Source organism: Halomonas sp. S3-1-1 (genome assembly GCF_023757625.1).
Classification (GTDB): domain Bacteria; phylum Pseudomonadota; class Gammaproteobacteria; order Pseudomonadales; family Halomonadaceae; genus Vreelandella.
In genome coordinates this window covers 65,757-90,472 of sequence record NZ_JALGBZ010000002.1, presented here as the reverse complement: position 1 = coordinate 90,472, position 24,716 = coordinate 65,757, and the positions used below count along the sequence as shown (strand labels likewise).

Below are 24,716 nucleotides of genomic sequence, written 5' to 3'. Positions count from 1 at the left end.
CCTGGGGGCGATCACGATGTGACCGGGTGCCCCTCGCGGCGGCTCGCCAAATAGTTGGCGCCGATCACCGCCGCCATCACCACCACCCCGGTAAGCTCGGTCCAAAAACTTGGATAGAACACGCCAAAGATCGCTGCGCCGATGGCGATGCGCGCCAGCCAGTTCATCCGCGTGAACAGGTATCCTTCGAGCGAAGCAGCGAAGGCGCACAGCGCGAAGATCGCGATGATCGCGTTCCAGATCACCACCGGTACCGGACCGCCAATAATGATCTCCGGGTTGAAGACCATGAACAGCGGAATCAGGTAGAGGCCCTTGGCGAACTTCCAGGCCTGAAAGCCGGTTTCCATCGGTTTGCTGCCGGCGATCGCCGCCCCGGCGAAGCCCGCCAGCGCAATCGGCGGGGTCACGTTGGAGTCCTGGGAGTACCAGAACACCACCAGGTGCGCGATCAGAAGCGGCACGCCGAACTCATTGGTCAAGGCAGGCCCCACCAGCACGATCAGTACGATATAGCTTGCGGTCACGGGAAGGCCCATGCCGAGTACCAAGCTCGCCAGCAGCACCATGACCAGTGCCAGCACCAGGTTACCGCCGGAGAACGCGAGCATCATCGACGAGAACTTGAGCCCGAGCCCGGTCAGCCCCACCACGCCCACGATGATCCCTGCCACGGCGCAGGCCATCGACACCGCCACGGCGTTACGCGCGCCCAATTCAAGCCCTTCGACCAGTTTGGTCAACCCCGACCAGACGACCGCTTTGGTGCGCTCAGCCGTTACGGGCTGGCCCTGGCCGGGGGCGACGAAGAAATACCAAAGCGCGTAGCGAATCACCGCGACCGCCACCATGGTGATGACCGCGTAATACCCCACCCGCATCGGTGACAGATTCAGCACCAACAGCCACACCAGCACCCCCAGCGGCAGCAGAAAGTGCCAGCCATCCTTCATCACCTGGCGCATCTTCGGAAGCTCTGAGCGCGGCATGCCCTGCATGCCCTGCTTGAGCGCGATGATATGCACGAACAGGTAGACCGTGGCGAAATACATGATCGCCGGCAGGATGCTGATCTTGACGATCTCCAGATACGGCGTGTTGGTGTACTCGGCGATCAAAAAGGCGCCGGCGCCCATCAGCGGCGGCATGATCTGCCCGCCGGTCGAGGCGGCGGCTTCGATACCGCCGGCCTGCTTGGGCTTGTAGCCCAGCTTTTTCATCAGCGGAATGGTGAAGGCGCCGGTGGTCACCACGTTGGCGATGGCGCTGCCAGAGATCGAGCCCATGCCCGCCGAGGCGAGCACGGCGGCCTTCGCCGGGCCGCCGCGCTGGCGCCCGGTGGCGGCGTAGGCCATATCGATGAAGAAACGCCCCGCCCCGGTGCTCTCGAGAAAAGCACCGAACAGCACGAAAATGAAGATGTAGGTCGCCGCCACCCCAAGCGGCAGCCCGAAGATGCCTTCTTGGCCGAGATAGAGCTGCCCCGCGACGCGGTCCAGCGTATAGCCGCGGTGGGAGAGAATGCCCGGCAGCCATTCGCCAAGCCAGGGCAGCTCACCCCGGGGGCCGGCGAGGGCGTAGATAATGGCGATCAGCCCGATGATGGTCATCCCAAACCCCACCGCGCGGCGGCTCGCCTCCAGCACCGTGACGGTCGCGATCATCGCCACGATGATGTCGGTCTGGTTCCAGAACCCGGCGCGGTTGATGATCTCATCGAGAAAGAACACCAGATAGCCGCCGGTGATCAGCGCACCGGCAAAGCAGACCGCATCGAGCGCCCAGCCGAGCGCCCCGCGTTTGCGGTCCGGGCCGAACACTGGAAACATCAAAAACGCCAGCAGCATGACTAGCGCCAGGTGAATGCTGCGCTGGTAGAAAAGCCCGAGCGGCTGAATGCCCGCCGAATAGAGCTGAAAAAGCGACAGGGCGACCGCGACCAGCGTGATCGCCCAGAGTGCGGCGCGAGGCTGAATCGCGTTGGCACCCGGCATGACCACCGGCGGTTGAGTGGATTCGCTCATGGAGTCCTCGAAGCGTTAAAAGAGCTGCGTTAGAAAAATGGCGTTGGAAGATCTTCGTACTAAAACCAGCATACTCAAACCAGGGAAGGTTCGAGTACACAGGGTCAATCGGCGTTGGCGCTTGAAGACGGTGCTAGCTCGACCGTCACGCGCTCACCGGCGGCGCGCTCGCTGATACTCGAAGGCTCATGCTCACCGTCAGGCCAGACGATGCGGTGGTTGACCGCTGGGGCACCCGCGCGCAGCAGGTAACGATTGCCTGGCACCGGCTCATCGATGGCGTTGATCCAGTAGCCGCCCTCGCCGTCGGAGACCTGCTCGCCGCGGCCCGCGATATGACCAAGTCCCGCGGCGAAGTCCGGCTGGTGGCTGCGCTCGAGCACCATCTGTCCCTGTTGATTGCGATAGCAGTCGAGCACGGTGAAGTGTGCCACCGAATGGTTCCAGGCCATACACCAGCGCCCGTCTTCCATAACGGCGTCATCGATCAACACCTCACCCGACTCACTGGTCACCACCAAACGCGCCGGCGCCTGTCCCCAGGCGCCGGCGTGCGGCAGTGTCATCAGTGAAAGCGCTATCAGCGGTAGAGTGAACCACTGCATGATCAGACGCCTTTTAAACGATCGTTAAGAGTAAGCGTTAAGGGAGTGATCAAGGACGCAGGCGGTCGGGAATCTCGACACCGGTCTCCTCGAAGTAGCGGATCGCGCCGGGGTGCAGCGGCACCGGGGTGGACTCCATGGTGAACTCCACGGTGGTGTCGTTGGCCGCCGGGTGAACGGCGATCAGCTCGTCGGTGTGCTCGAACAGAAGCTGGGTGAGCTGATAGGCGAGCTCTTCATCCATGTCCGCGTTGACCACCAGCACATTAGGAATGCCGATGGTCTGCACCGCTTCGTCCATACCGTCGTAGAGGCCGGCCTCCAGCTGGTAGGGGGCGAACACCGCCTCCTCTTCCTGAGCGTTGGCGATCTCTTCATCGGTCAAGCTGATCAGGCGGATGTCGCGGGTCGCCGCTAGGTTCATGATCGAGCTGGTGGGCGGGCCCACGCTCCAGAAACCGGCGTCGATGTCACCGTCGCGGATGGCGTCGGCAGTTTCGTTGAAGTTGAGCCGCTGAGCGGTGAAGTCGTCGTAGCTAATGCCGTTGGACTCGAGCACGGCGCGGGCATTGAGCTCGGTGCCACTGCCCGGCGCACCCACCGATACGCGCTTGCCGGCCAGATCATCGATGCCCTGAATGTCGGATTCCGCTAGCACGACAAGCTGCACGGCGTTGGGGTAGATCGAGGCCAGCGCCCGGGTGTTCTCGACCTGACGGCCTTCGAAATCGCCGGTGCCGGTGTAGGCCTGGTAGACGGTGTCGGCAAGCGCTGTCGCCATGTCAGCATCGCCGCGCATGATCAGGCCCATGTTCTCGACCGATGCGCCGGTTACCTCTGCCGTGGCCTGGGCACCTTCGATGTGGTTGTTGATCATCTCGGCCAAACCGCCGCCGATCGGATAGTAGACGCCGCCGGTTCCGCCGGTGGCGATCGAAAGCTGCTGAGCACTGGCGGGTAGCGCCATGGCTAACATGGTCGTGGCGGCTGCGTATTTTAGCGTTTTCATGAGCGTTGCCTCTATCCTTTTGGGAGCATTATTGACGTCTAAATCAAGGCGGTATCAACGGCGTCGGTCACTGGAAACGGTTGTTTACCCAACCTGTTTTTCACCGAACCGTTTAGTCGACGTTAGCACGGTTTTAAATCGAACGTTAATGGGACGATAGTGCCATGACCAAAGCTCACTGCCGGCGTTTTTAAAGCGCTTTCGCTCTTGAGGGCGTTTTAAAGACGCGCCTGTCATGCTAAATAATCGAGATTAACGGATAATGACCGCCATTTATCAAAAGCGGTCAACACCGATACAGGATACGCGATGGATACCTCCCTGCCCCGGCCTAACCTGGCCATCACCGCCTACCGCGATTTGAAGCGTGACATCATTCGCGGGCGCTATCATGCGGGCGAAAAGCTGTTGATGAGCCGCCTAAAGGAGCACTACGGGCTGAGCACCGGCCCGCTGAGAGAGGCGCTTTCCCAGCTGGTAGCCGACCGGCTGGTCATCGCCATTAGCCAGCGCGGCTACCGCGTCGCCCCCATGTCGCTTTCTGAGCTGCGCGATATTTACGACGCTCGCGCCCAGCTCGAAGGGTTGGTGCTGAAACTGGCCATCGAGCGCGGCGACGACGACTGGGAAGCCGAGGTGCTGGCCACCGCCCACCGCCTGGGTAAGGTCACCGACGTAAGCTCCCCGGAGGCGCTGCTGGACACCTGGGATGCGCGCCACCAGGCGTTTCACACCGCGATCGCCAGCGGCTGCAACTCCCCCCACCTTCTGCAAATGCGCGAAACGCTTTTCAGCCAGGTAGAGCGCTATCGCCACCTTTGGCTCAAGCAGACGGTGATGTCATCAACGGCGCTTGCACAAAAACACGACGAACACAGCGCACTGGTCGAGGTCATTCTGGCCCGCGACGCCGAACGCGCCGCAGTCATGATGCGCGATCACCTGATGACGCCGGTGCCGATCATCACCGATCTGCTGCGCGAGCGTGGCATCGACTAGCTTTTCTTCAACTAACGTCGTCGTTTTATAAAAATGTAGATATTTTTTCGCATCAGCGATACATTGGACGCATCTATCAGGAGGGCTATTGCCATGTCACGCTTCAACTGGGACGACCCGCTGCTGCTCGAACAACAGCTTACCGACGAAGAGCGCCAGATCCGCGACGCCGCGCACGACTACTGTCAGGAAAATCTTCAGCCTCGCGTGCTGAGCGCGTTTCGCGAAGAGCGCTTCGATCGCGACATCATGTCCGAGATGGGCGAGCTTGGCCTACTGGGCGCGACGGTTGCCGAAGAGTACGGCGGTGCCGGCGTCAATCACGTTGCCTACGGGTTGATCGCCCGCGAAGTAGAGCGCGTCGATTCGGGCTATCGCTCGGCGATGAGCGTGCAGTCGTCGCTGGTGATGTACCCCATCGAAACCTACGGCAGTGAAGAGCAGAAGAAAAAATATCTGCCCAAACTCGCCACCGGCGAGATGGTCGGCTGCTTCGGCCTGACCGAGCCGGACCACGGCTCCGACCCGGGCTCGATGATCACTCGCGCTGAAAAGGTCGACGGCGGCTACCGCCTGACCGGCGCCAAGATGTGGATCACCAACAGCCCGATCGCCGACATCGCCGTGGTGTGGGCCAAGTCAGCCGCCCACGAAAACCAGATCAAGGGGTTCATCGTCGAGCGCGGTACAGAAGGCTTCTCCACGCCCAAAATCGAAGGCAAGGTGTCGCTTCGCGCCTCGATCACCGGCGAGATCGTGCTGGATAACGCTTTCGTGCCGGAAGAGAACCTGCTGCCGAACGTCAGCGGCTTGAAAGGCCCCTTCGGCTGCTTGAACAAGGCACGCTACGGCATTGCCTGGGGCGTGATGGGCACCGCTGAGTTCTGCTGGCACGCCGCGCGCCAGTACACGATGGATCGCAAGCAGTTCAACCGCCCGCTCGCCGCCAACCAGCTGATTCAGAAGAAGCTCGCCGATATGCAGACCGAAATCACCCTCGGCCTTCAGGCGGCGCTGCAGGTCGGCCGGCTGATGGACAACGGCAGTTGGACGCCGGAAATGGTCTCGCTGATCAAGCGCAACAACTGCGGCAAGGCGCTGGACATCGCCCGCCTGTCGCGGGACATGCACGGCGGCAACGGCGTCTCCGACGAGTACGGCGTTATTCGCCACATGGTGAACCTGGAGTCGGTCAACACCTACGAGGGCACCCACGACGTGCACGCGCTGATTCTGGGCCGCGCTCAGACCGGTCTGCAGGCGTTCTTCTAAGCCGCCTTGCGCAAGGAGTGTTTATGAGCGATGCGCCCACCCCGCTCAAAGGCGTCAAGGTGCTCGATCTCTCCCGCGTGCTCGCCGGCCCCTGGTGCGGGCAGACGCTGGCCGATCTTGGCGCCGACGTCATCAAGGTCGAGCGCCCGGTCAAAGGTGATGATACCCGCCACTGGGGGCCGCCCTGGCTCGGTGACAGCTTCGAGTCCGCCTACTACCTGTGCGCCAACCGCGGCAAGCGCTCGGTGACGGTGGACATGGCCGCCCCCGAAGGCCAGGCCTTGATCAAAACCCTGGTTGAAGGCGCCGATGTCGTCGTGGAAAACTTCAAGGTCGGCGGGCTCAAGCGCTACGGGCTCGATTTCGAGAGTTTGAAAGCGCTCAATCCGGGGCTGATTTATTGCTCGATCACCGGCTTTGGTCAGCAGAGCCCCTACGCGCACCGCGCCGGCTACGATTTCATGATCCAGGCGATGGGCGGATTGATGAGTCTGACCGGCCAGCCGGACGAGGTACCCGGCGGCGGCCCGGTCAAGGTAGGCGTGGCGATCACCGATCTGTTCACCGGGCTCTACGCCACCAACGCCATTCTCGCCGCGCTGTACGCCCGCCGTGACTCAGGCCAGGGCTGCCATATCGATCTTTCGCTGATGGACGTTCAGGTCGGGGTATTGGCCAACCAGGCCACCAACTACCTGACCTCGGGCCGCGTGCCCGAGCGTCTGGGCAACGCCCACCCCAATATCGTGCCCTACCAGGCCTTCGCGACCCTCGATGGCCATATCATCGTCGCGGTGGGTAACGACGAACAGTTCAGGCGCTTTTGTCAGGTCATCGAGCAGCCCGGTCTTTGTGATGATCCGCGCTTTGCCACCAACGGCGCGCGGGTGGCGAACCGAGAGGAGCTAGTGCCGCTTCTAGAGGCCACGCTCGCGCTGCGCTCGATCGACGAGTGGCTGGCGGCGCTTGAAGCAGTCGGCGTGCCTTGCGGGCCGATCAACACCCTCGACCGGGTATTCGAGGATGCCCACGTCAAGGCGCGCGGACTCAGAAAGACCTTTGCTCACCCTCAGGCCGGCAGCGTCGACCTGGTCGCCAACCCGGTGCGTATCGACGGCCGCTCGACCACGGCACCCACCGCGCCGCCGCTTTTGGGACAGCATACTGACGACGTGCTGGAAGAGATCGGCATCACCGAGCAGCAGCGCGAAGCACTTTACAAGGCAGGTATTATCTAGCCCCACCGCTAACTGCTGTCACAATTTAACGATTCCCCTTGTTCAACGCCCGCTCCGGGCGTTTTTTTGTTCGCTCGTCTGCTAACGCTACTATTGAAAATAATTGTTAAACGAGCGTTGAAAGCATAACGCCGGACATGTACGGACTCCTATACTGATACTAAACTACCAAGGGCTAAGCTTAAAACACTAGAAAAATGGCGCATCAAAAGCGCGCCAGAAACCAAGAAATCAAGGGTTTGTGGAGGATGTTTTATGGGTAACTGCGCTCGCGTACAGGGGCACTGTAATCGGTGTGAAGGGGAGCTGCCTTTCGAATTCACCATGGCGTTCCAGCCAATCGTGGATATTTCCCAAGCGCAGATTACCTCTTACGAGGCGTTAGTGCGCGGGGTGAATGGAGAATCGGCCTACAGCATTCTCTCGAAAGTTACTGATGACCTTCTTTACCGCTTCGACCAGGCCTGCCGTGTGCGGGCGATCGAAATGGCCAGCGCGCTGAATATGCCGGCCAGCCTTTCTATCAATTTCCTCCCCAACGCGGTTTACGAGCCCCACGCCTGCATTCAGGCCACACTCGAGGTATCGCGGCGTGTCGGCTGGCCGGCCAATCGGCTGATATTCGAAATCACCGAAACCGAGCGTGTAAAGGATCGCCAACACCTCTCCGACATCATCGACGCCTACCGCAGCATGGGCTTTGAAACCGCGCTCGACGACTTCGGTAACGGCTACGCCAATCTCGATCTTCTTACCGAGCTTGCCCCCAACAAGCTAAAAATCGATCGCGAGATAGTCATGCACTGCGATAGCGACCCGCGCCGCCAGGCAATTTTGAAGTCGGTCATTACCCTAGGTCGTGAGCTCGGTACGACGCTGATTGCCGAGGGAGTCGAAACCGAAGCCGAGGCGCTATGGCTTGCCCGCGCTGGCATTATGCGCCAGCAAGGCTATTTTTATGCCAAGCCTGCCATTAATTCATTGGGTGAGGATCTGTCGCCGCGACTTGCGGCCTTGCGAGCCAAGGCGCTTGCACTTGCAACTCCCGAGGCAGTGAATGCTTGATCTTTCGACCGACCAACTACAAGAAAAGGTCAGACGCTCCCAACGCAACGCCTGGAGCGTTCTTAGCAGTGCCCCTATCGGCATCTGTATCACCAACCCGCAGGGCCATTTCGAGCTGGTCAACCCCGCCTTCTGTGCTTTTTTTGGCTACCTTCAGGAGGAGTTGATCGGCCAGCACTTTATCATGCTGCTCTCGCCGGAAAGCCACTCCTTTGCCTGCGCCCAGTATACCGAGTTTCTTGGTGGCACGGAGATGATCGAGGCCCGCCAAGAGTGGACAGTTTACTGCAAAAACGGCGAGCAGCGCACCGTATTGACGGAGGCCGCCAAAGTCGAGGGCGACGACGATCAGCAGCACAAGGTCACCTTCGTCATCGACATCACCGAGCGCAAAAAGCTCGAGGAACGATTGCAGGAAGCCAACAGCCGGCTCGATCACCTGGCCAGCCACGATGGGCTCACGGGATTGATGAACCGTCGCGCGGGGCTTTGTCAGCTCGAAGAGGAGCTCAAGCGCTGCCGGCGCTACGGCGGCGAGCTCAGCGTGGTGCTGTTCGATCTGGATAGTTTCAAATCGATCAACGACACCTACGGCCACGCCACTGGCGATACCGCCCTCACCGAGGTCACGGCAACGATCGCCCACGCCCTGCGCGATACCGACCTGCAGGTGCGCCTGGGCGGCGAAGAGTTTCTCGTCATCATGCCGGAAACCGGCAGTGACGAGGCGCATATCGCCGCCGAACGCCTGCGCTCGATCGTCGAGGAAAGCCGCTTCACGCCCCACCAGCTGGCGATCACGCTTTCAGCCGGCGTCGCCAGCACGCCTGCTACCTGTGCCGAGCAGCTCATCGAGCGCGGCGACCAGGCCATGTATCTTGCCAAAGCCAGCGGGCGCAACCAGGTACGCCTTGCCTGACGACGTGTAAATATCGGCACTTGCGTACTATGCTGTCCTCACACCCGTTATTTTTGCTCAACGCACGAGGACCCCGCTATGACGAGTAATGCCGAGCTTAACGCGCTAAAGCAGAAATACGTCGCCGCCGGCGCCGCAAGCCCCGCCACCGCCTTTGCCGCCCGCGCTGAAAACGCCGAAATCTGGGATGCCGACGGCAACCGCTTCATCGATTTTGCCGGCGGTATTGGCGTACTCAACATTGGCCACCGCCACCCCAAAGTGGTCGCCGCGGTCAAGGATCAGCTCGACAAGGTCATGCACACTTGCCAGACCGTCATGCCCTACGAGGGCTACGTCAAGGTCGCCGAAAAGCTTAGCCACGTGGTGCCGGTGCGGGGTCACGCCAAGGTCATGCTCGCCAACTCCGGTGCCGAGGCGCTCGAAAACGCGGTCAAGATCGCGCGCGCGGCGACCAAGCGCGACAACGTGATTTGCTTTGACGGCGGCTACCACGGCCGTACCTTCTACACCATGGCGATGAACGGTAAAGTCGCGCCTTACCAGACCGATTTCGGCCCGATGCCCGGCACCGTTTTCCGCGCGCCCTACCCGGTGCCCTCCCACGGCATCAGCGAAGAGGAAGCCATTCGCGGGTTGATGATGACGCTCAAGACCGACGCCGGCCCGGCCAATACCGCCGCCATCGTGCTCGAGCCGGTGCTCGGTGAAGGCGGTTTCTACCCGGCACCCGCCTCGTTTTTGAAGCGCGTGCGCGATATCTGTGACGAGCTCGGCATTCTCATGATCGTCGACGAAGTCCAGTCCGGCTTTGGCCGTACCGGCAAGCTCTTCGCCATCGAGCACAGCGGCGTCGAGCCGGACATCATGACCATGGCGAAAAGCATGGCCGACGGTATGCCGATCTCAGCCATCGTCGGCACCGATAAGGTCATGGACTCTTCCGGCCCCAACTCGCTGGGCGGCACTTACACCGGCAGCCCCACCGCCTGCGCCGCAGCGCTTGCCGTGCTCGAGGTCTTCGAGGAAGAGAATATTCTGGAAAAGAGCCGGGCATTGGGCGACAAGCTGGCCCAGCGCTTTGGCCAGTGGCAGGAAAAATTCGACTGCGTCGCCCACCCGCGCAACATGGGCGCGATGGCCGCTTTCGAACTGGTATCCAATAAAGCCGACGGCGCCCCCAACCCGGACCTGGCCGGCGCGCTGTGCAAGAAAGCACGCGAAAAGGGGCTGATCCTGCTCTCCTGCGGCCTCTACGGCAACACCATCCGCTTTTTGATGCCGGTCACCATCGACGACGCAGTGCTCAACGAAGGTCTTGACATCATCGAGTCCTGCCTGGAATCGCTGACCTGAATGCTGGTTCGATGAATAAAAACGCCGCCCCTTGGGGCGGCGTTTTTTGTGACCTAAACCACACTCAACCTGTCATATAGCGCGGCAGCCACAGCGCAAGCTCCGGCCAGACGCTGATGATGATGGCCGCCAGGCACATGAGTAAGAAAAACGGCAGCGACGCCAGCGCCACGCGGCCAATGCTCTCCCCGGTCAAGCTCTGCAAAACGAAGAGGTTAAAACCGACCGGCGGCGTGATCTGACCAAGCTCGATCATGATGATCAAAAAGATACCAAACCAGATCGGGTCGAAGCCGGCCAGCAGCACGATCGGCAGCGTAATCGGCAGGCTCATGACCGTGATAGAAATCCCGTCCAGAAAGAGCCCCAGCGCGATATAGAAGATCGCCAGCGCCACCAATAGCATCGTTGGGCTAAAGTTCTGCGCCGCAATCCAACTGGCGAGCTCGCGCGGCAGGTGCAGATAGCCCATCGCCGTGGAAAGCAGCGTTGCCGTGATCAACAGGCTGCACACCATGATCGACGTGATCAGCGTGCCGCGAAACGCCTCGATGAGCATCGCAACGTTAATCTGGCGCTCAACGGCCAACAGCACCAGCGTGGCCGCCACGCCTACCGCCGCCGCCTCGGAAGGCGTGGCGATACCGCTGTAGATCGAGCCGATCACGATCGCAATCAGGATCAAAATCGGCAGCAGCAGTAAAATCGACTCGCCGACAGACTGCGCATGCGCCACCTGCTTGGGCGCCAGGTCCGGCGATATCAACGCCCGCGCGCCGATATAGCTACTGTAGAGCAGCGCGATTACAAGCCCCGGCACCACGCCGGCCATGAAAAGCTGGCTGATCGACACCTCCGCCTGCACGCCGTAAACGATCATCACGATCGACGGCGGAATCAAAAGCCCCAGACTGCCTGCCCCCGCGAGTGAGCCGATCGACAGGTTACGGTCGTAGCCGCGCACCTTGAGTTCCTGGGTCGTGATCTTACCGATGGTGGCAGTAGTGGCCGCGCTCGAACCGCTGACAGCGGCAAACAGCGTGCAGCCCAATACGTTTGTGTGCAAAATGCCGCCCGGCAGTCGGCTGGTGATCGGCACCAGTCCCTTGAAAAGACGCTCCGACAGGTTGGAGCGAAAGATCAGCTCGCCCATCAGAATGAACAGCGGTATGGCAGAAAGCTCCCAGCTATTGCTGGCGCGGTATAACACCCGCGAAAAGATCAGGCCGATTCGGTCCGCGCTAAAGTCACCGAAAAGCCATAGCGACCCAATGGATACCGCCAGCATCGAGGCGAAGATCCAGGTCCCCATGGAGAGGAAAAACACCAGCAATAGCGCCACGCCGACGGCCGTCCAGAAAATATCCATAAGTCGTTCCTGTTAGCCCGGTCTAAGCGGTATGTGAGGAGTAGCGCGAGCGCAGCAGCGCGATTTTGAACGCCCTTACCAGCAGTGTCAGCGAAATTAGCCACATGCCGATGAGAATGGCGCTTTCCGGTATCCAGATTGGGGTTTCGGCCAGGGTTTCGCTGACCACGCCGCGCTGGTAGCTACGCTGTACGTTCTGCAGCCAGAACGTGGAGAGCCAGAAAAAACAGCCAGCGGTGGCCAGGCTGCTGAATAACTCCAGCGGCCACCGTGCTGGGCCGGGAACGCGATCCATCAAAAGCGATACCCGAATCAACCCGCCCTTCTCCAGTACATAAGGCAGCCCCAAAAACGCCATGGTCGCTACGGCGTAGCCGATGTACTCATCCAGAATGAACGTCGAGCGGCCGAAAAGGCGCATCGCAATCTCGACGATGATATGGCCGAACATATAAATGATGAGCGCCACCGCAATGGCAGCGCCCACACGATTGAGAAATCTCGACGCCTTTTCGATGGCTTCGAAAACCCTCATTGCTGGCTCCGGAACTCGTCCAGAATCGTCTCGCCGGTTTCACCCGTACTTTCGACCCAGTTCTCGACCACGCTGGTAGAGGCCTCGGATAGAACGTCGGTCAGCGCCTGCGCCACCGGGTCGTTCACGACCACATCGTTGTCCGCAAGCGTCTGATAGTTCTCTTCTGTGCGGGTTTCGACGGCGGCCCAGTTGTGCTGGTCGGTCAGGCGAGCGGCTTCGAGCACGGCCTGCTGTTGCTCCTCGCTAAAGGAGTCGAAGACCGCCTTGTTCATGTGCACCATGTTGAGCGGAATGGCGTACTGAACGGCGGAGAAGTAGTTCTGATGCTCCCAAAAACTACCGTTGGCGCCGGCTTCGGCGGAGGTTAGAACGGAGCTGATACCGCCGGTGGCGAGCTGCGGTACGACATCGCCCCAGGAGAGACTCACCGGCGCGGCGCCGACGTTTCTAAAGGTCTCGGTGCCGCTACGATCAAAGGTGCGAATTTTTAAATTTTGCAGATCATCGGCGCTTTGAATGTCGTCTTTAGACCAGATACCACTCGGCGGCCAGGGCGAGGCGTAGAGCAGCACCTGGTCGTTGTCCGCGAACACCTCTTCGTAATAAGGCTTGGCAATATCGTAGAGCTGGCGGGCGTCTTCGATATCGTTGACCAGAAACGGCAACGACGAAAGCAAAAAAATCGAGTCCACGCCGCTCATCGTGCCCGACAGCGTATCGGCGATATCGACGGCGCCGTCGGCCACGGCGTAGAAATGGTCACCGGAGTTGAACCCCAGCGCCCCGCCGGTGTGCAGCGTGATGCTGATATCGCCGTCGGTCAGCTCGTTTACCTTGTCGATGAAGTAGGCATCGCCCTGGGCATGAATAGAGCTTGCGTTGTACTCGTTGGAGAAGTCCAGGCTAAAGGACTGGGCATACGCCTGACCGCTAGCCAGCGCCAGCCCGAGAGCGGTGAGCAGGCTTTTACCGGCAGTGCGCCGGCGAGAGTAAGGAGTGATCGCTGTCATGATGGAGTTCCCTGCCGTTTTTATTGAAGGTCGCTTTCAATGTACCCTTCTCGGCCGGTCGTCTGTTTTCGAAGGCGACGTAAATGCGCCTGAATGCGACACCAAACCCCGCAACGAACGAAGTATCATTCACTTTCAACGCTAACTTAACCAACTGATTGATTTGAATAAATACTCAGAATACCTGGACCGATTGCAGCCGTTCGTTCGGCTCACAAACAACAATGCCGCGGCGGGCGCGGCATTGACGATCAAAGCGGTCGATAACTAACGGCTACTCCCGCGGCCGGCGATCCCCTTCCAGAAAGTTGGCGGTGAACACTGCTTTGCCGTGGGTCTCGAAGGACCACTTCATGACCTCAGTGAGCGCGTTCATCACCGTGTCGAACTCGCCGAACACCTGGGTGCTCATGCGGTTGGCATGCACTTCGAGACCGGTAGCTTCCAGGCGCTTGACGACCTCCTTGACCACGGGCTTGAAGTCGTCGGTCAGCGGGTAGTAACTCAGCTGTACGGACAGGTACATGGCGTGCCTCCTTGATTGCATCGTTGGCCGCAGACTCAGGGCGCGAGCCGCTGCCAGGCGTTGATGATCGCCGCGCGGGTCTCCTCGGGATGCTCCATCGGGAACATGTGGCCGCCGGGAACGTGGCTCACGCGCAGGCCCTTGCGGATGAGTCGCGCGATACGACCCGACGTCAGCAGATCCGAGCGGTCGCCGGCGACGATCTCCACCGGCACGCGGATTTTCGTCAGTTTCGACGACAGGTGGTCCGGCAGGTTGCGAAAGATCGCCACTTCCACCCGCGGCTCGAACACCAGCTCCGCTTGGCCGTCGTCGCGAAGCGTCGTGCCTGTTTCAACATAGTCGTTGAGCGCCTCTGCGGTAAAGCCGCGAAAGATGCCGCGGCGGCCAAGCGAGTGGGCCATCACCTCGCGGCTTGGCCAAACGCTGCGCCGCCCTTTGGTTTTACCCGCCGGTGTCAGGCGGTCCACAAAGCCAAAGCGCTTGGCCGCTTTCATCGCCCAGGCATCCACGCCCAGCATCAGGGGCGGGTCAAGCATGACCACCCCAAAAAAGCGCTCGGGCTCTCTAAGCGCCGCCATGGCCATGAGCGTGCCGCCCAAAGAGTGCCCGACGCCGAATACTTTTCGATGGGTGGGCAGGTAATGCAGCAGCTCGTCGACCAGGTTGGCCCAATTGCGATTGACCGGGTAGCGCGGGTGATGGCCCACCCGGTCGATAGGGCCCAGTTCGAAGTGCTCGGCGAGCGGCGCCAAAAGGCTTCGGTAGCTGGCGCCGGTGAAGCCGTTGGCGTGGGCAAAGACCAGCAGAGGGCGAGAGGGCGTCATAGGCGGCTCGGGATAAGGGAGAATAGAAGGTCAGCGCGGCCTTTAGGCCGCTATCGATCATACAGCTGTTTTAATCGCTCCCCACGCCAACGTCAATGCGCCGAAAGGGGGAGCCTTAAAAGAGCGAAAGCTGAGTATCCGGGGCGCCGTCGGCCAAGCGGTATCCCACGCCCAATAGCCGTACCGGGCGACTGCCGCGAGCCCAGCCAACGTTCAGAAGCGTTTCGAACTGGGCCATGTTTGGTGCCGGGTCGGCGTGCTCGACGGTGGTTTGGGTAAAGTCATTGAACTTCACCTTGACCATCAGCCCCTTCACCGCCGGCGGCGGGTCGAGCCGGGCGTAGCGGCGCTCCAGATCCTGCAGGAGCTCCGGAAGCTCGCCCCGGCACGCCTCGAGCGTCGGTAGATCCTGAGAGTAAGTCTGTTCAGTGCTGATCGACTTGCGCTCGCGGTGGGTTTTTACCGGGCGCTCATCATGGCCCCGGCTCAATTCATGCAAGCGCTTGCCGAAGCGGCCAAAGTGTTCGATCAACTCGGTCAGCGGGCGCGCCCGCAGATCAAGGCAGGTGTGAATATCGAGACTCGCCATTTTCTCGGCGGTGCGTGGTCCCACGCCATGAATCTTCTTGACCGGAAGCGCCTCGACGAAGCGCTCGACGTCGTTCGGGGCAATGACGCAGAGGCCGTCGGGCTTGTTCCAGTCGCTTGCGATCTTGGCGAGAAACTTGTTCGGCGCGACCCCGGCAGACACGGTGATGCCCACTTCTTTTTGCACCCGCTCGCGAATGGCCCGGGCCATCAGCGTGGCGCTGCCCTTGAACTGCGTCACCTCGGAAACATCCAGAAACGCTTCATCGAGCGACAGCGGCTCGATCAGCTCGGTTACATCGCGGTAGATGGCAAAGACCTGGCGGGCGACCTCCTTGTACTTGGGCATGTCGCCGCGCACGATCGTCAGGTGCGGGCAGCGCTTGAGCGCCTGCCCCATGGGCATCGCCGAGTGGATGCCGTATTCGCGCGCCGGATAGTTGCAGGTGGCAACCACCCCGCGCTGCTCGACGCTGCCACCAATGGCGATGGGAATGTCCGCCAGCGCTGGGTTGTCGCGCATCTCGACCGCTGCATAGAAGCAGTCGCAGTCACAGTGAATAATCTTGCGCACGGGCTCCTGCCTGGCTCACCGTCGAAAGGTCAGCACTTGGCCGTCACGTGGGCCAAGGCTGTAAAAAATCACAGTGTAGCATAGCCTCGCACGCTCTAGGTGCCGCAGAAGGTGCGCAGCACCGCTTGGCTATCGGTGGCCGGCGCGGCCAGCCGGCGCGCCTCGACGGACTCATCGAACGGCGCGCTCACCACGCTCAATAGCGTATGAAACGGCGAAAAGTCGCCTTCCATGGCCGCGTCGATGACCTCTTTCACGCGGTGATTGCGCGGGATTACGACCGGATTGGCGCGGCGCATGGCGTCAAAGCGCGTGTCATTCTTCAGAAGCGGCGCCGCGCGCCACTGCTCGAGCCACGCATCGAACGCCTCGGACTGATGGGTAAGCGCCAGCAACGCCTCGCGGCGTGCGTCATCGAAGCCTTCGGCGTAGTGGTTCAGCGCATCGAAGGTGGCGGTCATGTCCATACGCCCTTGATGCATCAATGTCTCGAGCGCGTCCATCAGCGTATCGGCGGTGTCACCGGCGTCCTCGGCGAGCCCGAGTTTGGCGATGCGCAGCGCCTGCCGGGTTTTGTCGAAATGCGCCTCGAAGCCGCGAATCACCTCGACCGCGAGCTCCACGCCCTCCTCGCCCTGAACGTTCATCAGTGGTAGCAAGGTTTCGGCGAAGCGGGCCAAATTCCACTGGGCGACCGCCGGCTGGTTGTTGAAGGCGTAGCGCCCGCCTTCGTCGATCGAGCTAAACACCTTGCGCGGATCAAACTGCTCCATGAAGGCGCAGGGGCCGTAATCGATGGTTTCGCCACTGATGCTGGTGTTGTCGGTATTCATCACGCCGTGGATGAAGCCCAGGCTCATCCAGCGCGCCACGAGTTCGGCCTGTCGGCGAGTCACGCACTCCAGAAGCGCCAGATACGGATCATCCTGTTCGCGCGCCTCGGGGTAGTGGCGGGCGATAATGTAGTCCGCCAGCGCACGGGTGGTCTCCTCACCGTGGCGAGCGGCGAACTGGAAGGTGCCCACGCGCACGTGGCTCGACGCCACGCGAGTGAATACCGCGCCCGGCTCGGGCATCTGGCGCGCTACGCGCTCGCCGCTGGCCACCCCCGCCAGCGCCCGCGTTGTGGGCACGCCCACCGCGGCCATGAACTCGCTAACCAGATACTCGCGCAGCACCGGCCCCAGCGGCGAGCGGCCGTCGCCGCCGCGCGAGAACGGCGTGCGCCCGCTGCCCTTGAGCTGTACGTCGAAGCGCCTGCCCTCGGCGTCCACCACGTCGCCCAACAGTAGCGCGCGGCCATCGCCGAGCTGTGGCACGAAATTGCCGAACTGGTGGCCGGCGTAGCCAAGCGCCACGGGCTTTGCGCCGTTGGGTATCTCGTTGCCGCTGAACCACTGGGCGAGCGTCTCGTCGTCAGGCACGTCGCTTGCGCCGAGTTTTCGGGCCAGCGCCTCGTTGAAGGCGATCAGCTTTGGCGCGCGCACACCGGAAGGCTCACAGGCAAGCCAAAGCGGTTCAGGGAGCCGGGTATAGTCATGCTCGTATGTCAGCACTGGAGCCTCCGCTTTCAATAGTGTCGTTGGGCTAATACCCTAGCACCTGACTCAAGTTTATGGCGAACTCATGGCGCTTTCCGACTCTGCAGACGCTGCATCCTTCTCAACACCTCTGCCCCGCGATTTTTACGACCGCGATACCCTCGAAGTCGCCCAGGACCTTTTGGGTTGCCAGTTGGTGCGCCGCGTCAAGGGCGAGCTAATCGCCGCGACCATCGTCGAAACCGAGGCCTACCGTGGGGCGACGGACTCCGCCTGCCACGCCCATCGGCGCAAAACGCCGCGCACCGAGGCGATGTTCGGCCCGCCCGGCCACGCCTACGTCTATCTGGTGTACGGCATGCACTGGCTTTTGAACATCGTCACCCAGCCGGAAGGCAACCCGTGTGCAGTGCTGGTACGCGCTGTCGAGCCCTGCCTGAACGAGGACGCCATGCGACGGGTGCGCGTGGCGCGAAATCGCGAGCTTTCCAACGGCCCGGGCAAGCTCACCCGGGCGCTTTCGATCGACAAGGCCCTGTACGGCGAGGACATGACCCGCGCAGACAAGCTCTGGGGCGCCCAGGGCCCCACCCCGCAGCGCGTGGCGACCGGCCCGCGGGTCGGTATCGACTACGCCGAGCCGGCGGATCGTGACGCCCCCTGGCGGCTCTGGATCGCGGACAACCCGTGGGTCTCCAAAGCGCGCTAGGGCGCGCGATCGAGACACTCAAGCGCGTGGGCTAGCACCGGCGTCAGCGGCGCGCGCCACTGATGAGAGAGCAGATGATCGGCGCGGGTCACCCCGAGCGACAGCGACGCCACGGGCAGGCCCCGGGCGTGGGCTTCGCGGCAAAACCGGTAGCCGGAGAACACCATCAGCGACGTGCCCACCGCCAGCACCGCGCTTGAGCGCGCAAGCGCCGCTTCGGCTTCGAGCCGGCGCGCTTTGGGTACCACATCGCCGTAGTACACCACGTCGGGCTTCATCACGCCGCTACAGCGCGGGCAGTCGTAGACCCGAAAGCTCGAAAAATCGGTTTCCAGATCCGCGTCGCCGTCCGGGGCGTGGGCAGCGTCCATAGCGGCGAAGCGCGGGTTCATGTGCGCCATTTCCGCATGCATGGCGTAGCGCATCATCGAGTAGCCGCAGGCCATGCAACTTACCGTATCGGCCCGGCCGTGCAGGTCGACCACCCGGCGTGAGCCCGCACGCTGGTGCAGCCGGTCGACGTTTTGCGTGACCAGCATTTCCACATGACCGCGCGCTTCGAGCGCTGCCAGCACTCGGTGCGAGCCGCCCACCTGGGCACTGCCCAGCGCCTTGAAGCCGATCAGGGCGCGAGCCCAATAGCGCCTTCGCACGTGGAGATTGCCCATGAAATCAGCGTGCTGCACCGGGGGCGAGCGCTTCCACTGGCCGTTGGCGTCGCGGTAATCGGGAATGCCGCTATCGGTGCTGACCCCGGCGCCGGTGATGATGAAAAGGCGCGGATGGCCAGCGATGAACGCCGCCAGCTCCTCGCCTGCCTGCTCTACATCGGTTGGATTTTTTATCTGCGTCAATACGCCACCTCAAAAAACCAGTTAACATCCCAACGATACTGTAAGACATCGGCCGAGCCCATAACGTGCCCTCCCCCGGCGGAGAAAGGAGCTTCTCATGCAGCAGGATCACGACATCATCATCATTGGCGGCGGCATGGTCGGGGCGGCGCTGGCCGCGCGGCTGGGCAAGAGCGGGCGCCGCGTGGCACTGATCGAGCGCGGCGCGCCGCCCAAAGCGCCCGAAGGCGACTATGACCTGCGCATCTCTTCGCTCAACAAGCGCTCGCTCGAGTTCATCGAGGCCAGCGGCGCGCAGCTCCCCATGGAGCGCACCGCGGCGTTTCGCCATATCGAAGTGTGGAACCAGGAAGGCACCGGGCATAGCCTCTTTTCGGCCAAGGACAGCGATTTAGAGCAGTTTGGGCTTTTCATCGAGAACGTTGCGCTTCAGCACGCGCTTTGGCAGCGCCTGGAAAACCTGCCGAGCGTAACGCTCTATACCGACACCACGCTGGTCGCCACCTTTGCCAGCGGCCGTGGGCGCACGGTGGAGCTCGATAACGGCAAAACCCTGAGCGCCGAGCTGGTGGTCGGCGCCGACGGCGCGAATTCCAGGCTCCGGGAGCTGGCCGGCATCGACATCGCCACCCACGACTACCGCCAGCGCGCGATGATCGTCAACGTGGAAACCGCGCTACCCCAGCAGGACGTGAGCTGGCAGTGCTTCACACCCACCGGGCCGCTAGCCATGCTGCCGCTGCCCGGCCACCGCGCCTCGCTGGTGTGGTACGACGAACCCAACGCCATTCAGGCGCGCGAGGCGCTGGACGACGACGCGCTGATGGACGCCATCGAAGCGGCGTTTCCCAAACGCTTGGGCAGCATTACTCGCGTGGTGGCCCGCGCAAGCTTTCCAATCAAGCGCCAGCACGCCCGAAGCTATACCGCCAAGCGCTTGGCGCTTATGGGCGACGCCGCCCACGTGGTGCATCCGCTGGCAGGCCAGGGCCTGAACATCGGCCTGCACGACGCCGACACCCTGGCCGAGCAAATCCTCAAGCACACTGACGCAGGCGACGCCTCCGCGCTGCAACACTACGAGTGGCACCGCCGCCTGGCCAACCAGGCCATGATCGCCGCCACCGACGGTTTTCATCATCTGTTCACCGGCGCCAAACCGCTTCGCCAGCTCGGCGACTTCAGCCTACACCTGGCCGAACGGCTGCCGCTGGCCAAACGCCTAATGATGCGCCAGGCCAACGGGCTGAATCCGTTCAAGTGGCGTTGAAGGTATCTGCGGGCACGACTTCCGAGAGGTTACCGGCCTTGTCGAGGCTGAGTTCCAGAAAATCCCGCGCCAGAACAAGCGTGCCCGAGTACACGCGCTCGGCCTCCGTTCTGATCTCCTCGATCGACGATGAAGGCTGCGCACGAGACTGATAGCGCGGGCTGAAGTGGGTGAGCACCAGATGCGGTAGCCCAGCGGCCTCGGCGAACTCGGCGACCTGCCGGGCGTAAGAGTGGCGCACCTCGGCGGCCTTGTCCGCCATCGCAGCGGTGTAGGTGGCTTCGTGCACCAGCACCTGGGCTCCTTTACAGGCGCTGGCCAGCAGTTCCGGGCGATCGTTATCGCCAGCAACGACGATGTTGGCTGGCGGCTGCTCGCGTTTTAAATACGCCTCGCTTTTCAGCGTTGCGCCCTGCCACTCGATGTCCTCGCCTTTATGAAGCTGCCCCCACAAGGGGCCACGCGGCACGCCGTGCTCGATCAGTTTTTCGGTGTCGAGCGCCGGTGCCGGCTTTTCGGTAAAGCGGTAGGCGTAAGAGTCCACCCCGTGGGAGAGGCGGGTCGTGGCGACCGTCAGCGCGTCGAACTCGACCTCGGGCAACGTCTCGGAGAAGACAAACGTCATCTCGAATGACAGCCGAAGCTGGGTCGCCTCGCAGGTGGCCATGAGCCACCGCTCGATCGCTCGAGGGGCAATGATCGTCAGCGGCGCGGTGCGGCCGTTCATCGAGGCGCTCGCCAAAAGCCCCGGCAGCCCGTAGCAGTGATCGCCATGCACGTGAGTAATCAGAATGGCACGCAGCCCGTGAAGTGACAGCGGCGTGTGCAGAAGCTGATGCTGGGTGGCCTCGCCGCAGTCGATCAGGTACCAGCCTTTGCCGGTGCGCTCGCGAAGCGCCAGCCCGGAAAAATTGCGCTCTTTAGTGGGCGTGCCGGCGGAGGTGCCGAGAAACAGAAGGTTCATGGGCGCTTATGCTCCCGATGCGCTTGTGTGGTTAAAAAACTCGGTGTTTGACCATTCTCAATCCCAGCCATTCTTAATCCAGACTATTCTCGATCCAGACTATGCTCAATAGAGCTTCCTCTCACGCACACCAAAACAATCACAATACCCCCGGGAGACTCCATGCCGCGCCTACACCGACACACCCTGATGATAGCGAGCCTTGCCCTTATGACCGCGACGCCTCTTTTTGCCTTTGACGGGTTGGTCGATAAACAGAGCTTCGAGATCGAGCGCTTCACCACGCAAAGCGGCGAGACGATTCCTAACGTTCGGGTGGGCTGGGAGGCCTACGGCGAGCTCAACGAGGCGCGTGATAACGTCATTTTGATCACGCATTTTTTCTCCGGCACCAGCCACGCCGCTGGCCGCTACGAAGAAAGCGACGTGCTGCCGGGCTACTGGGACGCCATCATCGGCCCGGGCAAGCCGCTGGATACCGATCGTTTTTATATCATTTCATCCGACACGCTGGTCAACCTCAACGCCCATGACCCGAACGTGATCACGACCGGCCCGGCCACGATCAACCCGGCGACGGGCGAGCCTTGGGGCATGGACTTCCCGGTGGTGACGATTCGCGACTTCGTCGAGGTGCAGCGGGCGCTGCTGGAGAGCCAAGGGATCGAGTCGCTATACGCGGTGATGGGCCCCTCCATGGGCGCGCTGCAGGCGATCGAGTGGGCCAGCGTTTACCCGGAGCGGGTCGAGCGGCTGGTGCCCGTGATCGGTAGCGGCGCCGCCGACCCGTGGCTGGTCGCCATGCTCGACACCTGGGCGGCGCCCATCCGCCTGGACGCGAACTGGAACGAAGGCGACTACTACGACGGCGAGCCGCCGCTTGATGGGCTCAAGGCGGCGCTCACGCTGATCACGCTCAACGCCAGCCACTGGCGCTGGGCGAACCGCACCTTCACGCGCGATTGGGCGGACGAAAACCGTGACCCGGCTGAAGAGCTAGGCGCCCGCTACGCGATCGAGCAGACGCTGGACAACCTGTCTGGCGTTCGCGCCCACACCGCCGATGCCAATCACCTGCTGTACTTGGTACGCGCCAACCAAACGTTCGAGGCCGGCGGCGAATCCGCAGATGAAGGGCTCGCTAACATTCAGGCGCCGACGCTGATGCTCTATAGCGAAGACGACCAGGTCTTCTCCGCGGAAGGCGTGCGCCGCACCGCCGCGTTGATCCGCCAGGCGGGTAACGAGGTGACGCTGGAAACGCTTCAAGGCAATCAGGGCCACCTGGACGGCGTGCTCGCCATCGACCAGGCAAGTGATCTGCTGCGCGACTTTCTGAAGTAGCTTCACCCTGCCCCATTCCACGATGCCCCGCCTTGCGCGGGGCATTTTATTGTCGCCGGTCATGGTAACGGTCGCTACTGATACGTTTGTTGAATCAATTAGAGCGTTTCGGCCTGGGCACTGTCTACACTGGGCCAGCCAATCATTGATGCACAGGAGCGATCAGTCATGAAAGCGACCAACGAGAAAGTCTTCATCAGCCCCGCCCGCTACGTGCAAGGCGAAGGCGTCACCGCGCGCGCCGGGCACTACGTGGCCGCCCTCGGCAAGAAAGCGCTGCTGATCGCCGATGACGTGGTGTGGGATATCGCCGGCGAGGCGCTCAGCGACAGCCTGCAGGGCGAAAACGTTAGCTTCGAGCGCGTGGTGTTCGAAGGCGAAGCCTCCACTCGCGAGATCGAGCGCATCGTCAAGCTCGGGCGCGAGCAACGTGCCAACGTGGTCATCGGCTTTGGCGGCGGCAAGACGATCGACACCGCCAAGGGCGTGGCCGACCTACTCGACGCGGCCTGCGCCGTGCTGCCGACGACCGCCTCTACCGACGCGCCCACCAGCGCCCTGTCGGTCATCTATAACGACGACGGCGAGTTCGAGTCCTACCGCTTCTACAACAAGAACCCCGACCTGGTGCTGGTGGATACCGGCATCATCTGCAAGGCGCCGCCGCGCTTTCTGGCCTCCGGTATTGCCGATGCGCTGGCCACGTGGGTCGAGGCCCGCGCTGCCATTCGCGCCAACGCCAACAATATGGCCGGCGGTAAGGCTACGCTCCTGGGCGCGACCATTGGCGAGAAGTGCGAAGAGATTCTCTTCGAGCACGCCATGCTCGCCTACCAGGCCAACCAGGCGCAGATCGTCACGCCCTCGTTCGAGGCGGTAGTGGAAGCCAACACGCTACTCAGCGGGCTGGGGTTTGAAAGCGGCGGCCTGGCCGGGGCGCATGCAATCCACAACGGTTTCACCGCGCTTCATGGCGAGATTCACGAGCTGACCCACGGCGAGAAGGTGGCGTTTGGCACCGTCGCCCAGCTAATTCTGGATCAAACGCCCCAGGCGGAGCTGGAAGAGTACCTGGATTTATACCTGGCGCTGGGCCTGCCAGTGACGCTCAAAGCGCTGAAGCTCGAGGACGCCAGCGATGACGACCTGTACCGCGTCGCCGAGGCCGCGCTGAAGGAAGGCGAATCGAGCCACAACCTGGCCTACGAGCTCACGCCGCAGCAGGTCGTAAGCGCCATCAAGGCGGTGGATGTGCACGCGCGGGCGTTTATGGCGAAGGTGGGGCTGAGCGAGTAAAGCCTGAAAAATCACAGACGCCACCCTAGTGGCGTCTCCTTTCCTCGCCTACTCGACTCTTTTCAAGGCCTACCGAGCATCAACGGTTAGCGTTCTCTTCCGCCACTTGGCGAAGCGCATCGGCCAGCACCTCGGCGGGCTGGGCGCCGGCGATCAGGTAGCGCCCCTCGAGGATGAACCCCGGAACGGCGTTGACGCCGGCGTCCATGAACCGCTGCTGCGCCGCTCGAACCTCGTCCACGTACTGATCAGAGCAAGCGATGGCTTCGGCGGTGTCGCCGTCAAGCCCTACCTCGCTTGCCTTCTCGCGTAACACCTGCGGGTCGGCAGGATTTTTCGCCTCACCGAAGTAGGCATCGAACAGGGCCAACTGCAGGGGCGTCTCAAGGTTTTGAGTTCCGGCCCAGGCCAGTACCCGGTGGGCGGCGAAGGTGTTGTTCGCCCGGCGCTCCAGCGCGCCACGGAAATTCAAGCCGAGCTCTTCGGCAACCTTCATGATCTCACGCTGGGACTGCTCCATGCTGGCGGCGTCCTTGCCGTACTTTTGACACAGGTGCTCCAGAATCGGCTCGCCCTCCGGCGGCATATCGCGGTTGAGCTCAAAAGGCTGCCAGTGAAGTTCGACCTCGATCTCGCCCTTCAAGGTTTCCAGCGCTTGTTCCAGGCGCCGGTAGCCGATGGCGCACCACGGGCAGGCCACATCGGATACCAAGTCAATTCTCAACGTCTGCATTGGGTAACCTCTTCTCGATCAAACTCAAGATCCGCATGGTAAGTGTCTATCGAGCGTAACGGCAGTAGCACCATGTAACGAATCGA

23 protein-coding genes are annotated in these 24,716 nt (G+C 61.9%); 10 read left to right on the top strand and 13 right to left on the bottom strand.

The window, feature by feature from the left end; genetic code table 11:
- Positions 1-11 precede the first annotated feature (11 nt).
- The 3 genes from MQW23_RS05520 to MQW23_RS05510 form a co-directional block, all read right to left on the bottom strand.
- Positions 12-2,024, bottom strand: a complete 2,013-nt coding sequence (locus tag MQW23_RS05520) for a TRAP transporter permease (RefSeq protein WP_252106837.1) — start codon at positions 2,022-2,024, stop codon at positions 12-14.
- Between the two features lie 104 nt (positions 2,025-2,128).
- Positions 2,129-2,629, bottom strand: coding sequence for a DUF1850 domain-containing protein (locus tag MQW23_RS05515; protein WP_252106836.1), 501 nt, complete (start codon positions 2,627-2,629; stop codon positions 2,129-2,131).
- A gap of 49 nt (positions 2,630-2,678) precedes the next feature.
- The gene (locus tag MQW23_RS05510; protein WP_252106835.1) at positions 2,679-3,638 is read right to left on the bottom strand and encodes a TAXI family TRAP transporter solute-binding subunit; all 960 of its coding nucleotides are present in this window, start codon (positions 3,636-3,638) and stop codon (positions 2,679-2,681) included.
- 309 nt (positions 3,639-3,947) lie between these two features.
- On the opposite strand from MQW23_RS05510, the gene csiR reads away from it, so the two are divergent.
- The 6 genes from csiR to gabT all read left to right on the top strand — a co-directional run bounded on the left by csiR (position 3,948) and on the right by gabT (position 10,487).
- Positions 3,948-4,637: a DNA-binding transcriptional regulator CsiR gene (gene csiR / locus MQW23_RS05505; RefSeq protein ID WP_252106834.1), complete on the top strand. Its 690-nt coding sequence runs from the start codon at positions 3,948-3,950 to the stop codon at positions 4,635-4,637.
- Positions 4,638-4,730: 93 nt separating this feature from the next.
- Positions 4,731-5,909 (top strand): acyl-CoA dehydrogenase, encoded by a 1,179-nt coding sequence (locus MQW23_RS05500; protein ID WP_252106833.1) that lies wholly within the window; start codon positions 4,731-4,733, stop codon positions 5,907-5,909.
- A gap of 23 nt (positions 5,910-5,932) precedes the next feature.
- Positions 5,933-7,147 carry a CaiB/BaiF CoA transferase family protein gene (locus MQW23_RS05495; protein ID WP_252106832.1) on the top strand — a complete coding sequence of 405 codons (1,215 nt, stop codon included), beginning with the start codon at positions 5,933-5,935 and terminating at the stop codon, positions 7,145-7,147.
- A gap of 255 nt (positions 7,148-7,402) precedes the next feature.
- Positions 7,403-8,212, top strand: a complete 810-nt coding sequence (locus MQW23_RS05490; protein WP_252106831.1) for an EAL domain-containing protein — start codon at positions 7,403-7,405, stop codon at positions 8,210-8,212.
- Complete coding sequence (locus tag MQW23_RS05485; protein ID WP_252106830.1) at positions 8,205-9,131, top strand: sensor domain-containing diguanylate cyclase; 927 nt, start codon at positions 8,205-8,207, stop codon at positions 9,129-9,131. The genes MQW23_RS05490 and MQW23_RS05485 overlap by 8 nt, the downstream gene beginning before the upstream one ends.
- Before the next feature lie 78 nt (positions 9,132-9,209).
- Positions 9,210-10,487, top strand: coding sequence for a 4-aminobutyrate--2-oxoglutarate transaminase (gene gabT / locus MQW23_RS05480; RefSeq protein WP_252106829.1), 1,278 nt, complete (start codon positions 9,210-9,212; stop codon positions 10,485-10,487).
- 64 nt (positions 10,488-10,551) lie between these two features.
- Here the strand turns inward: gabT and MQW23_RS05475 are convergent, their stop codons facing one another.
- The 7 genes from MQW23_RS05475 to MQW23_RS05445 form a co-directional block, all read right to left on the bottom strand.
- On the bottom strand, positions 10,552-11,856 hold the full coding sequence (locus MQW23_RS05475; RefSeq protein WP_252106828.1) for a TRAP transporter large permease: 1,305 nt from the start codon (positions 11,854-11,856) through the stop codon (positions 10,552-10,554).
- Between the two features lie 22 nt (positions 11,857-11,878).
- A complete protein-coding gene (locus tag MQW23_RS05470; RefSeq protein ID WP_252106827.1) occupies positions 11,879-12,391 on the bottom strand; it encodes a TRAP transporter small permease in 513 nt (170 codons plus the stop codon).
- Complete coding sequence (locus MQW23_RS05465) at positions 12,388-13,404, bottom strand: TRAP transporter substrate-binding protein (RefSeq protein ID WP_252106826.1); 1,017 nt, start codon at positions 13,402-13,404, stop codon at positions 12,388-12,390. The genes MQW23_RS05470 and MQW23_RS05465 overlap by 4 nt, the downstream gene beginning before the upstream one ends.
- A 274-nt stretch (positions 13,405-13,678) precedes the next feature.
- Positions 13,679-13,930 (bottom strand): YkoF family thiamine/hydroxymethylpyrimidine-binding protein, encoded by a 252-nt coding sequence (locus MQW23_RS05460; protein WP_252106825.1) that lies wholly within the window; start codon positions 13,928-13,930, stop codon positions 13,679-13,681.
- A gap of 35 nt (positions 13,931-13,965) precedes the next feature.
- Positions 13,966-14,757 carry an alpha/beta fold hydrolase gene (locus tag MQW23_RS05455; RefSeq protein WP_252106824.1) on the bottom strand — a complete coding sequence of 264 codons (792 nt, stop codon included), beginning with the start codon at positions 14,755-14,757 and terminating at the stop codon, positions 13,966-13,968.
- A 115-nt stretch (positions 14,758-14,872) separates the two neighbouring features.
- On the bottom strand, positions 14,873-15,919 hold the full coding sequence (dinB, locus tag MQW23_RS05450; protein WP_252106823.1) for a DNA polymerase IV: 1,047 nt from the start codon (positions 15,917-15,919) through the stop codon (positions 14,873-14,875).
- A gap of 95 nt (positions 15,920-16,014) precedes the next feature.
- Positions 16,015-17,475 (bottom strand): protein adenylyltransferase SelO, encoded by a 1,461-nt coding sequence (locus tag MQW23_RS05445; RefSeq protein WP_252106822.1) that lies wholly within the window; start codon positions 17,473-17,475, stop codon positions 16,015-16,017.
- Between the two features lie 70 nt (positions 17,476-17,545).
- Here MQW23_RS05445 and MQW23_RS05440 point away from each other — a divergent pair, with 70 nt between their 5' ends.
- The gene (locus tag MQW23_RS05440; RefSeq protein ID WP_252106821.1) at positions 17,546-18,169 is read left to right on the top strand and encodes a DNA-3-methyladenine glycosylase; all 624 of its coding nucleotides are present in this window, start codon (positions 17,546-17,548) and stop codon (positions 18,167-18,169) included.
- On the opposite strand, the gene MQW23_RS05435 is transcribed toward MQW23_RS05440, so the two are convergent.
- Entirely contained in the window at positions 18,166-19,023 is an 858-nt protein-coding gene (locus MQW23_RS05435; protein ID WP_252106820.1) for an NAD-dependent protein deacetylase, read from the bottom strand. The two genes, MQW23_RS05440 and MQW23_RS05435, sit on opposite strands and share 4 nt — an antisense overlap.
- A 97-nt stretch (positions 19,024-19,120) precedes the next feature.
- On the opposite strand from MQW23_RS05435, the gene MQW23_RS05430 reads away from it, so the two are divergent.
- Positions 19,121-20,293 (top strand): UbiH/UbiF/VisC/COQ6 family ubiquinone biosynthesis hydroxylase, encoded by a 1,173-nt coding sequence (locus MQW23_RS05430; RefSeq protein WP_252106819.1) that lies wholly within the window; start codon positions 19,121-19,123, stop codon positions 20,291-20,293.
- Here MQW23_RS05430 and MQW23_RS05425 read toward each other — a convergent pair.
- Complete coding sequence (locus MQW23_RS05425; RefSeq protein ID WP_252106818.1) at positions 20,280-21,257, bottom strand: ribonuclease Z; 978 nt, start codon at positions 21,255-21,257, stop codon at positions 20,280-20,282. The two genes, MQW23_RS05430 and MQW23_RS05425, sit on opposite strands and share 14 nt — an antisense overlap.
- 210 nt (positions 21,258-21,467) lie before the next feature.
- Here MQW23_RS05425 and MQW23_RS05420 point away from each other — a divergent pair, with 210 nt between their 5' ends.
- Together MQW23_RS05420 and MQW23_RS05415 are read left to right on the top strand one after the other, a co-directional pair.
- Positions 21,468-22,601 carry an E22 family MetX-like putative esterase gene (locus tag MQW23_RS05420; protein ID WP_252106817.1) on the top strand — a complete coding sequence of 378 codons (1,134 nt, stop codon included), beginning with the start codon at positions 21,468-21,470 and terminating at the stop codon, positions 22,599-22,601.
- A gap of 168 nt (positions 22,602-22,769) precedes the next feature.
- On the top strand, positions 22,770-23,897 hold the full coding sequence (locus MQW23_RS05415; protein WP_252106816.1) for a glycerol dehydrogenase: 1,128 nt from the start codon (positions 22,770-22,772) through the stop codon (positions 23,895-23,897).
- A 79-nt stretch (positions 23,898-23,976) separates the two neighbouring features.
- Here the strand turns inward: MQW23_RS05415 and MQW23_RS05410 are convergent, their stop codons facing one another.
- A complete protein-coding gene (locus MQW23_RS05410; RefSeq protein ID WP_252106815.1) occupies positions 23,977-24,630 on the bottom strand; it encodes a DsbA family oxidoreductase in 654 nt (217 codons plus the stop codon).
- Positions 24,631-24,716: the final 86 nt, after the last annotated feature.

What these genes read in the sequence shown, in the direction of transcription:
- MQW23_RS05520 (WP_252106837.1), bottom strand. Translation starts at nt 2,024, where the DNA reads ATGAGCGAATCCACTCAACCGCCGGTGGTCATGCCGGGTGCCAACGCG.
- MQW23_RS05515 (WP_252106836.1), bottom strand. Translation starts at nt 2,629, where the DNA reads ATGCAGTGGTTCACTCTACCGCTGATAGCGCTTTCACTGATGACACTG.
- MQW23_RS05510 (WP_252106835.1), bottom strand. Translation starts at nt 3,638, where the DNA reads ATGAAAACGCTAAAATACGCAGCCGCCACGACCATGTTAGCCATGGCG.
- csiR (WP_252106834.1), top strand. Translation starts at nt 3,948, where the DNA reads ATGGATACCTCCCTGCCCCGGCCTAACCTGGCCATCACCGCCTACCGC.
- MQW23_RS05500 (WP_252106833.1), top strand. Translation starts at nt 4,731, where the DNA reads ATGTCACGCTTCAACTGGGACGACCCGCTGCTGCTCGAACAACAGCTT.
- MQW23_RS05495 (WP_252106832.1), top strand. Translation starts at nt 5,933, where the DNA reads ATGAGCGATGCGCCCACCCCGCTCAAAGGCGTCAAGGTGCTCGATCTC.
- MQW23_RS05490 (WP_252106831.1), top strand. Translation starts at nt 7,403, where the DNA reads ATGGGTAACTGCGCTCGCGTACAGGGGCACTGTAATCGGTGTGAAGGG.
- MQW23_RS05485 (WP_252106830.1), top strand. Translation starts at nt 8,205, where the DNA reads ATGCTTGATCTTTCGACCGACCAACTACAAGAAAAGGTCAGACGCTCC.
- gabT (WP_252106829.1), top strand. Translation starts at nt 9,210, where the DNA reads ATGACGAGTAATGCCGAGCTTAACGCGCTAAAGCAGAAATACGTCGCC.
- MQW23_RS05475 (WP_252106828.1), bottom strand. Translation starts at nt 11,856, where the DNA reads ATGGATATTTTCTGGACGGCCGTCGGCGTGGCGCTATTGCTGGTGTTT.
- MQW23_RS05470 (WP_252106827.1), bottom strand. Translation starts at nt 12,391, where the DNA reads ATGAGGGTTTTCGAAGCCATCGAAAAGGCGTCGAGATTTCTCAATCGT.
- MQW23_RS05465 (WP_252106826.1), bottom strand. Translation starts at nt 13,404, where the DNA reads ATGACAGCGATCACTCCTTACTCTCGCCGGCGCACTGCCGGTAAAAGC.
- MQW23_RS05460 (WP_252106825.1), bottom strand. Translation starts at nt 13,930, where the DNA reads ATGTACCTGTCCGTACAGCTGAGTTACTACCCGCTGACCGACGACTTC.
- MQW23_RS05455 (WP_252106824.1), bottom strand. Translation starts at nt 14,757, where the DNA reads ATGACGCCCTCTCGCCCTCTGCTGGTCTTTGCCCACGCCAACGGCTTC.
- MQW23_RS05440 (WP_252106821.1), top strand. Translation starts at nt 17,546, where the DNA reads ATGGCGCTTTCCGACTCTGCAGACGCTGCATCCTTCTCAACACCTCTG.
- MQW23_RS05430 (WP_252106819.1), top strand. Translation starts at nt 19,121, where the DNA reads ATGCAGCAGGATCACGACATCATCATCATTGGCGGCGGCATGGTCGGG.
- MQW23_RS05425 (WP_252106818.1), bottom strand. Translation starts at nt 21,257, where the DNA reads ATGAACCTTCTGTTTCTCGGCACCTCCGCCGGCACGCCCACTAAAGAG.
- MQW23_RS05420 (WP_252106817.1), top strand. Translation starts at nt 21,468, where the DNA reads ATGACCGCGACGCCTCTTTTTGCCTTTGACGGGTTGGTCGATAAACAG.
- MQW23_RS05415 (WP_252106816.1), top strand. Translation starts at nt 22,770, where the DNA reads ATGAAAGCGACCAACGAGAAAGTCTTCATCAGCCCCGCCCGCTACGTG.
- MQW23_RS05410 (WP_252106815.1), bottom strand. Translation starts at nt 24,630, where the DNA reads ATGCAGACGTTGAGAATTGACTTGGTATCCGATGTGGCCTGCCCGTGG.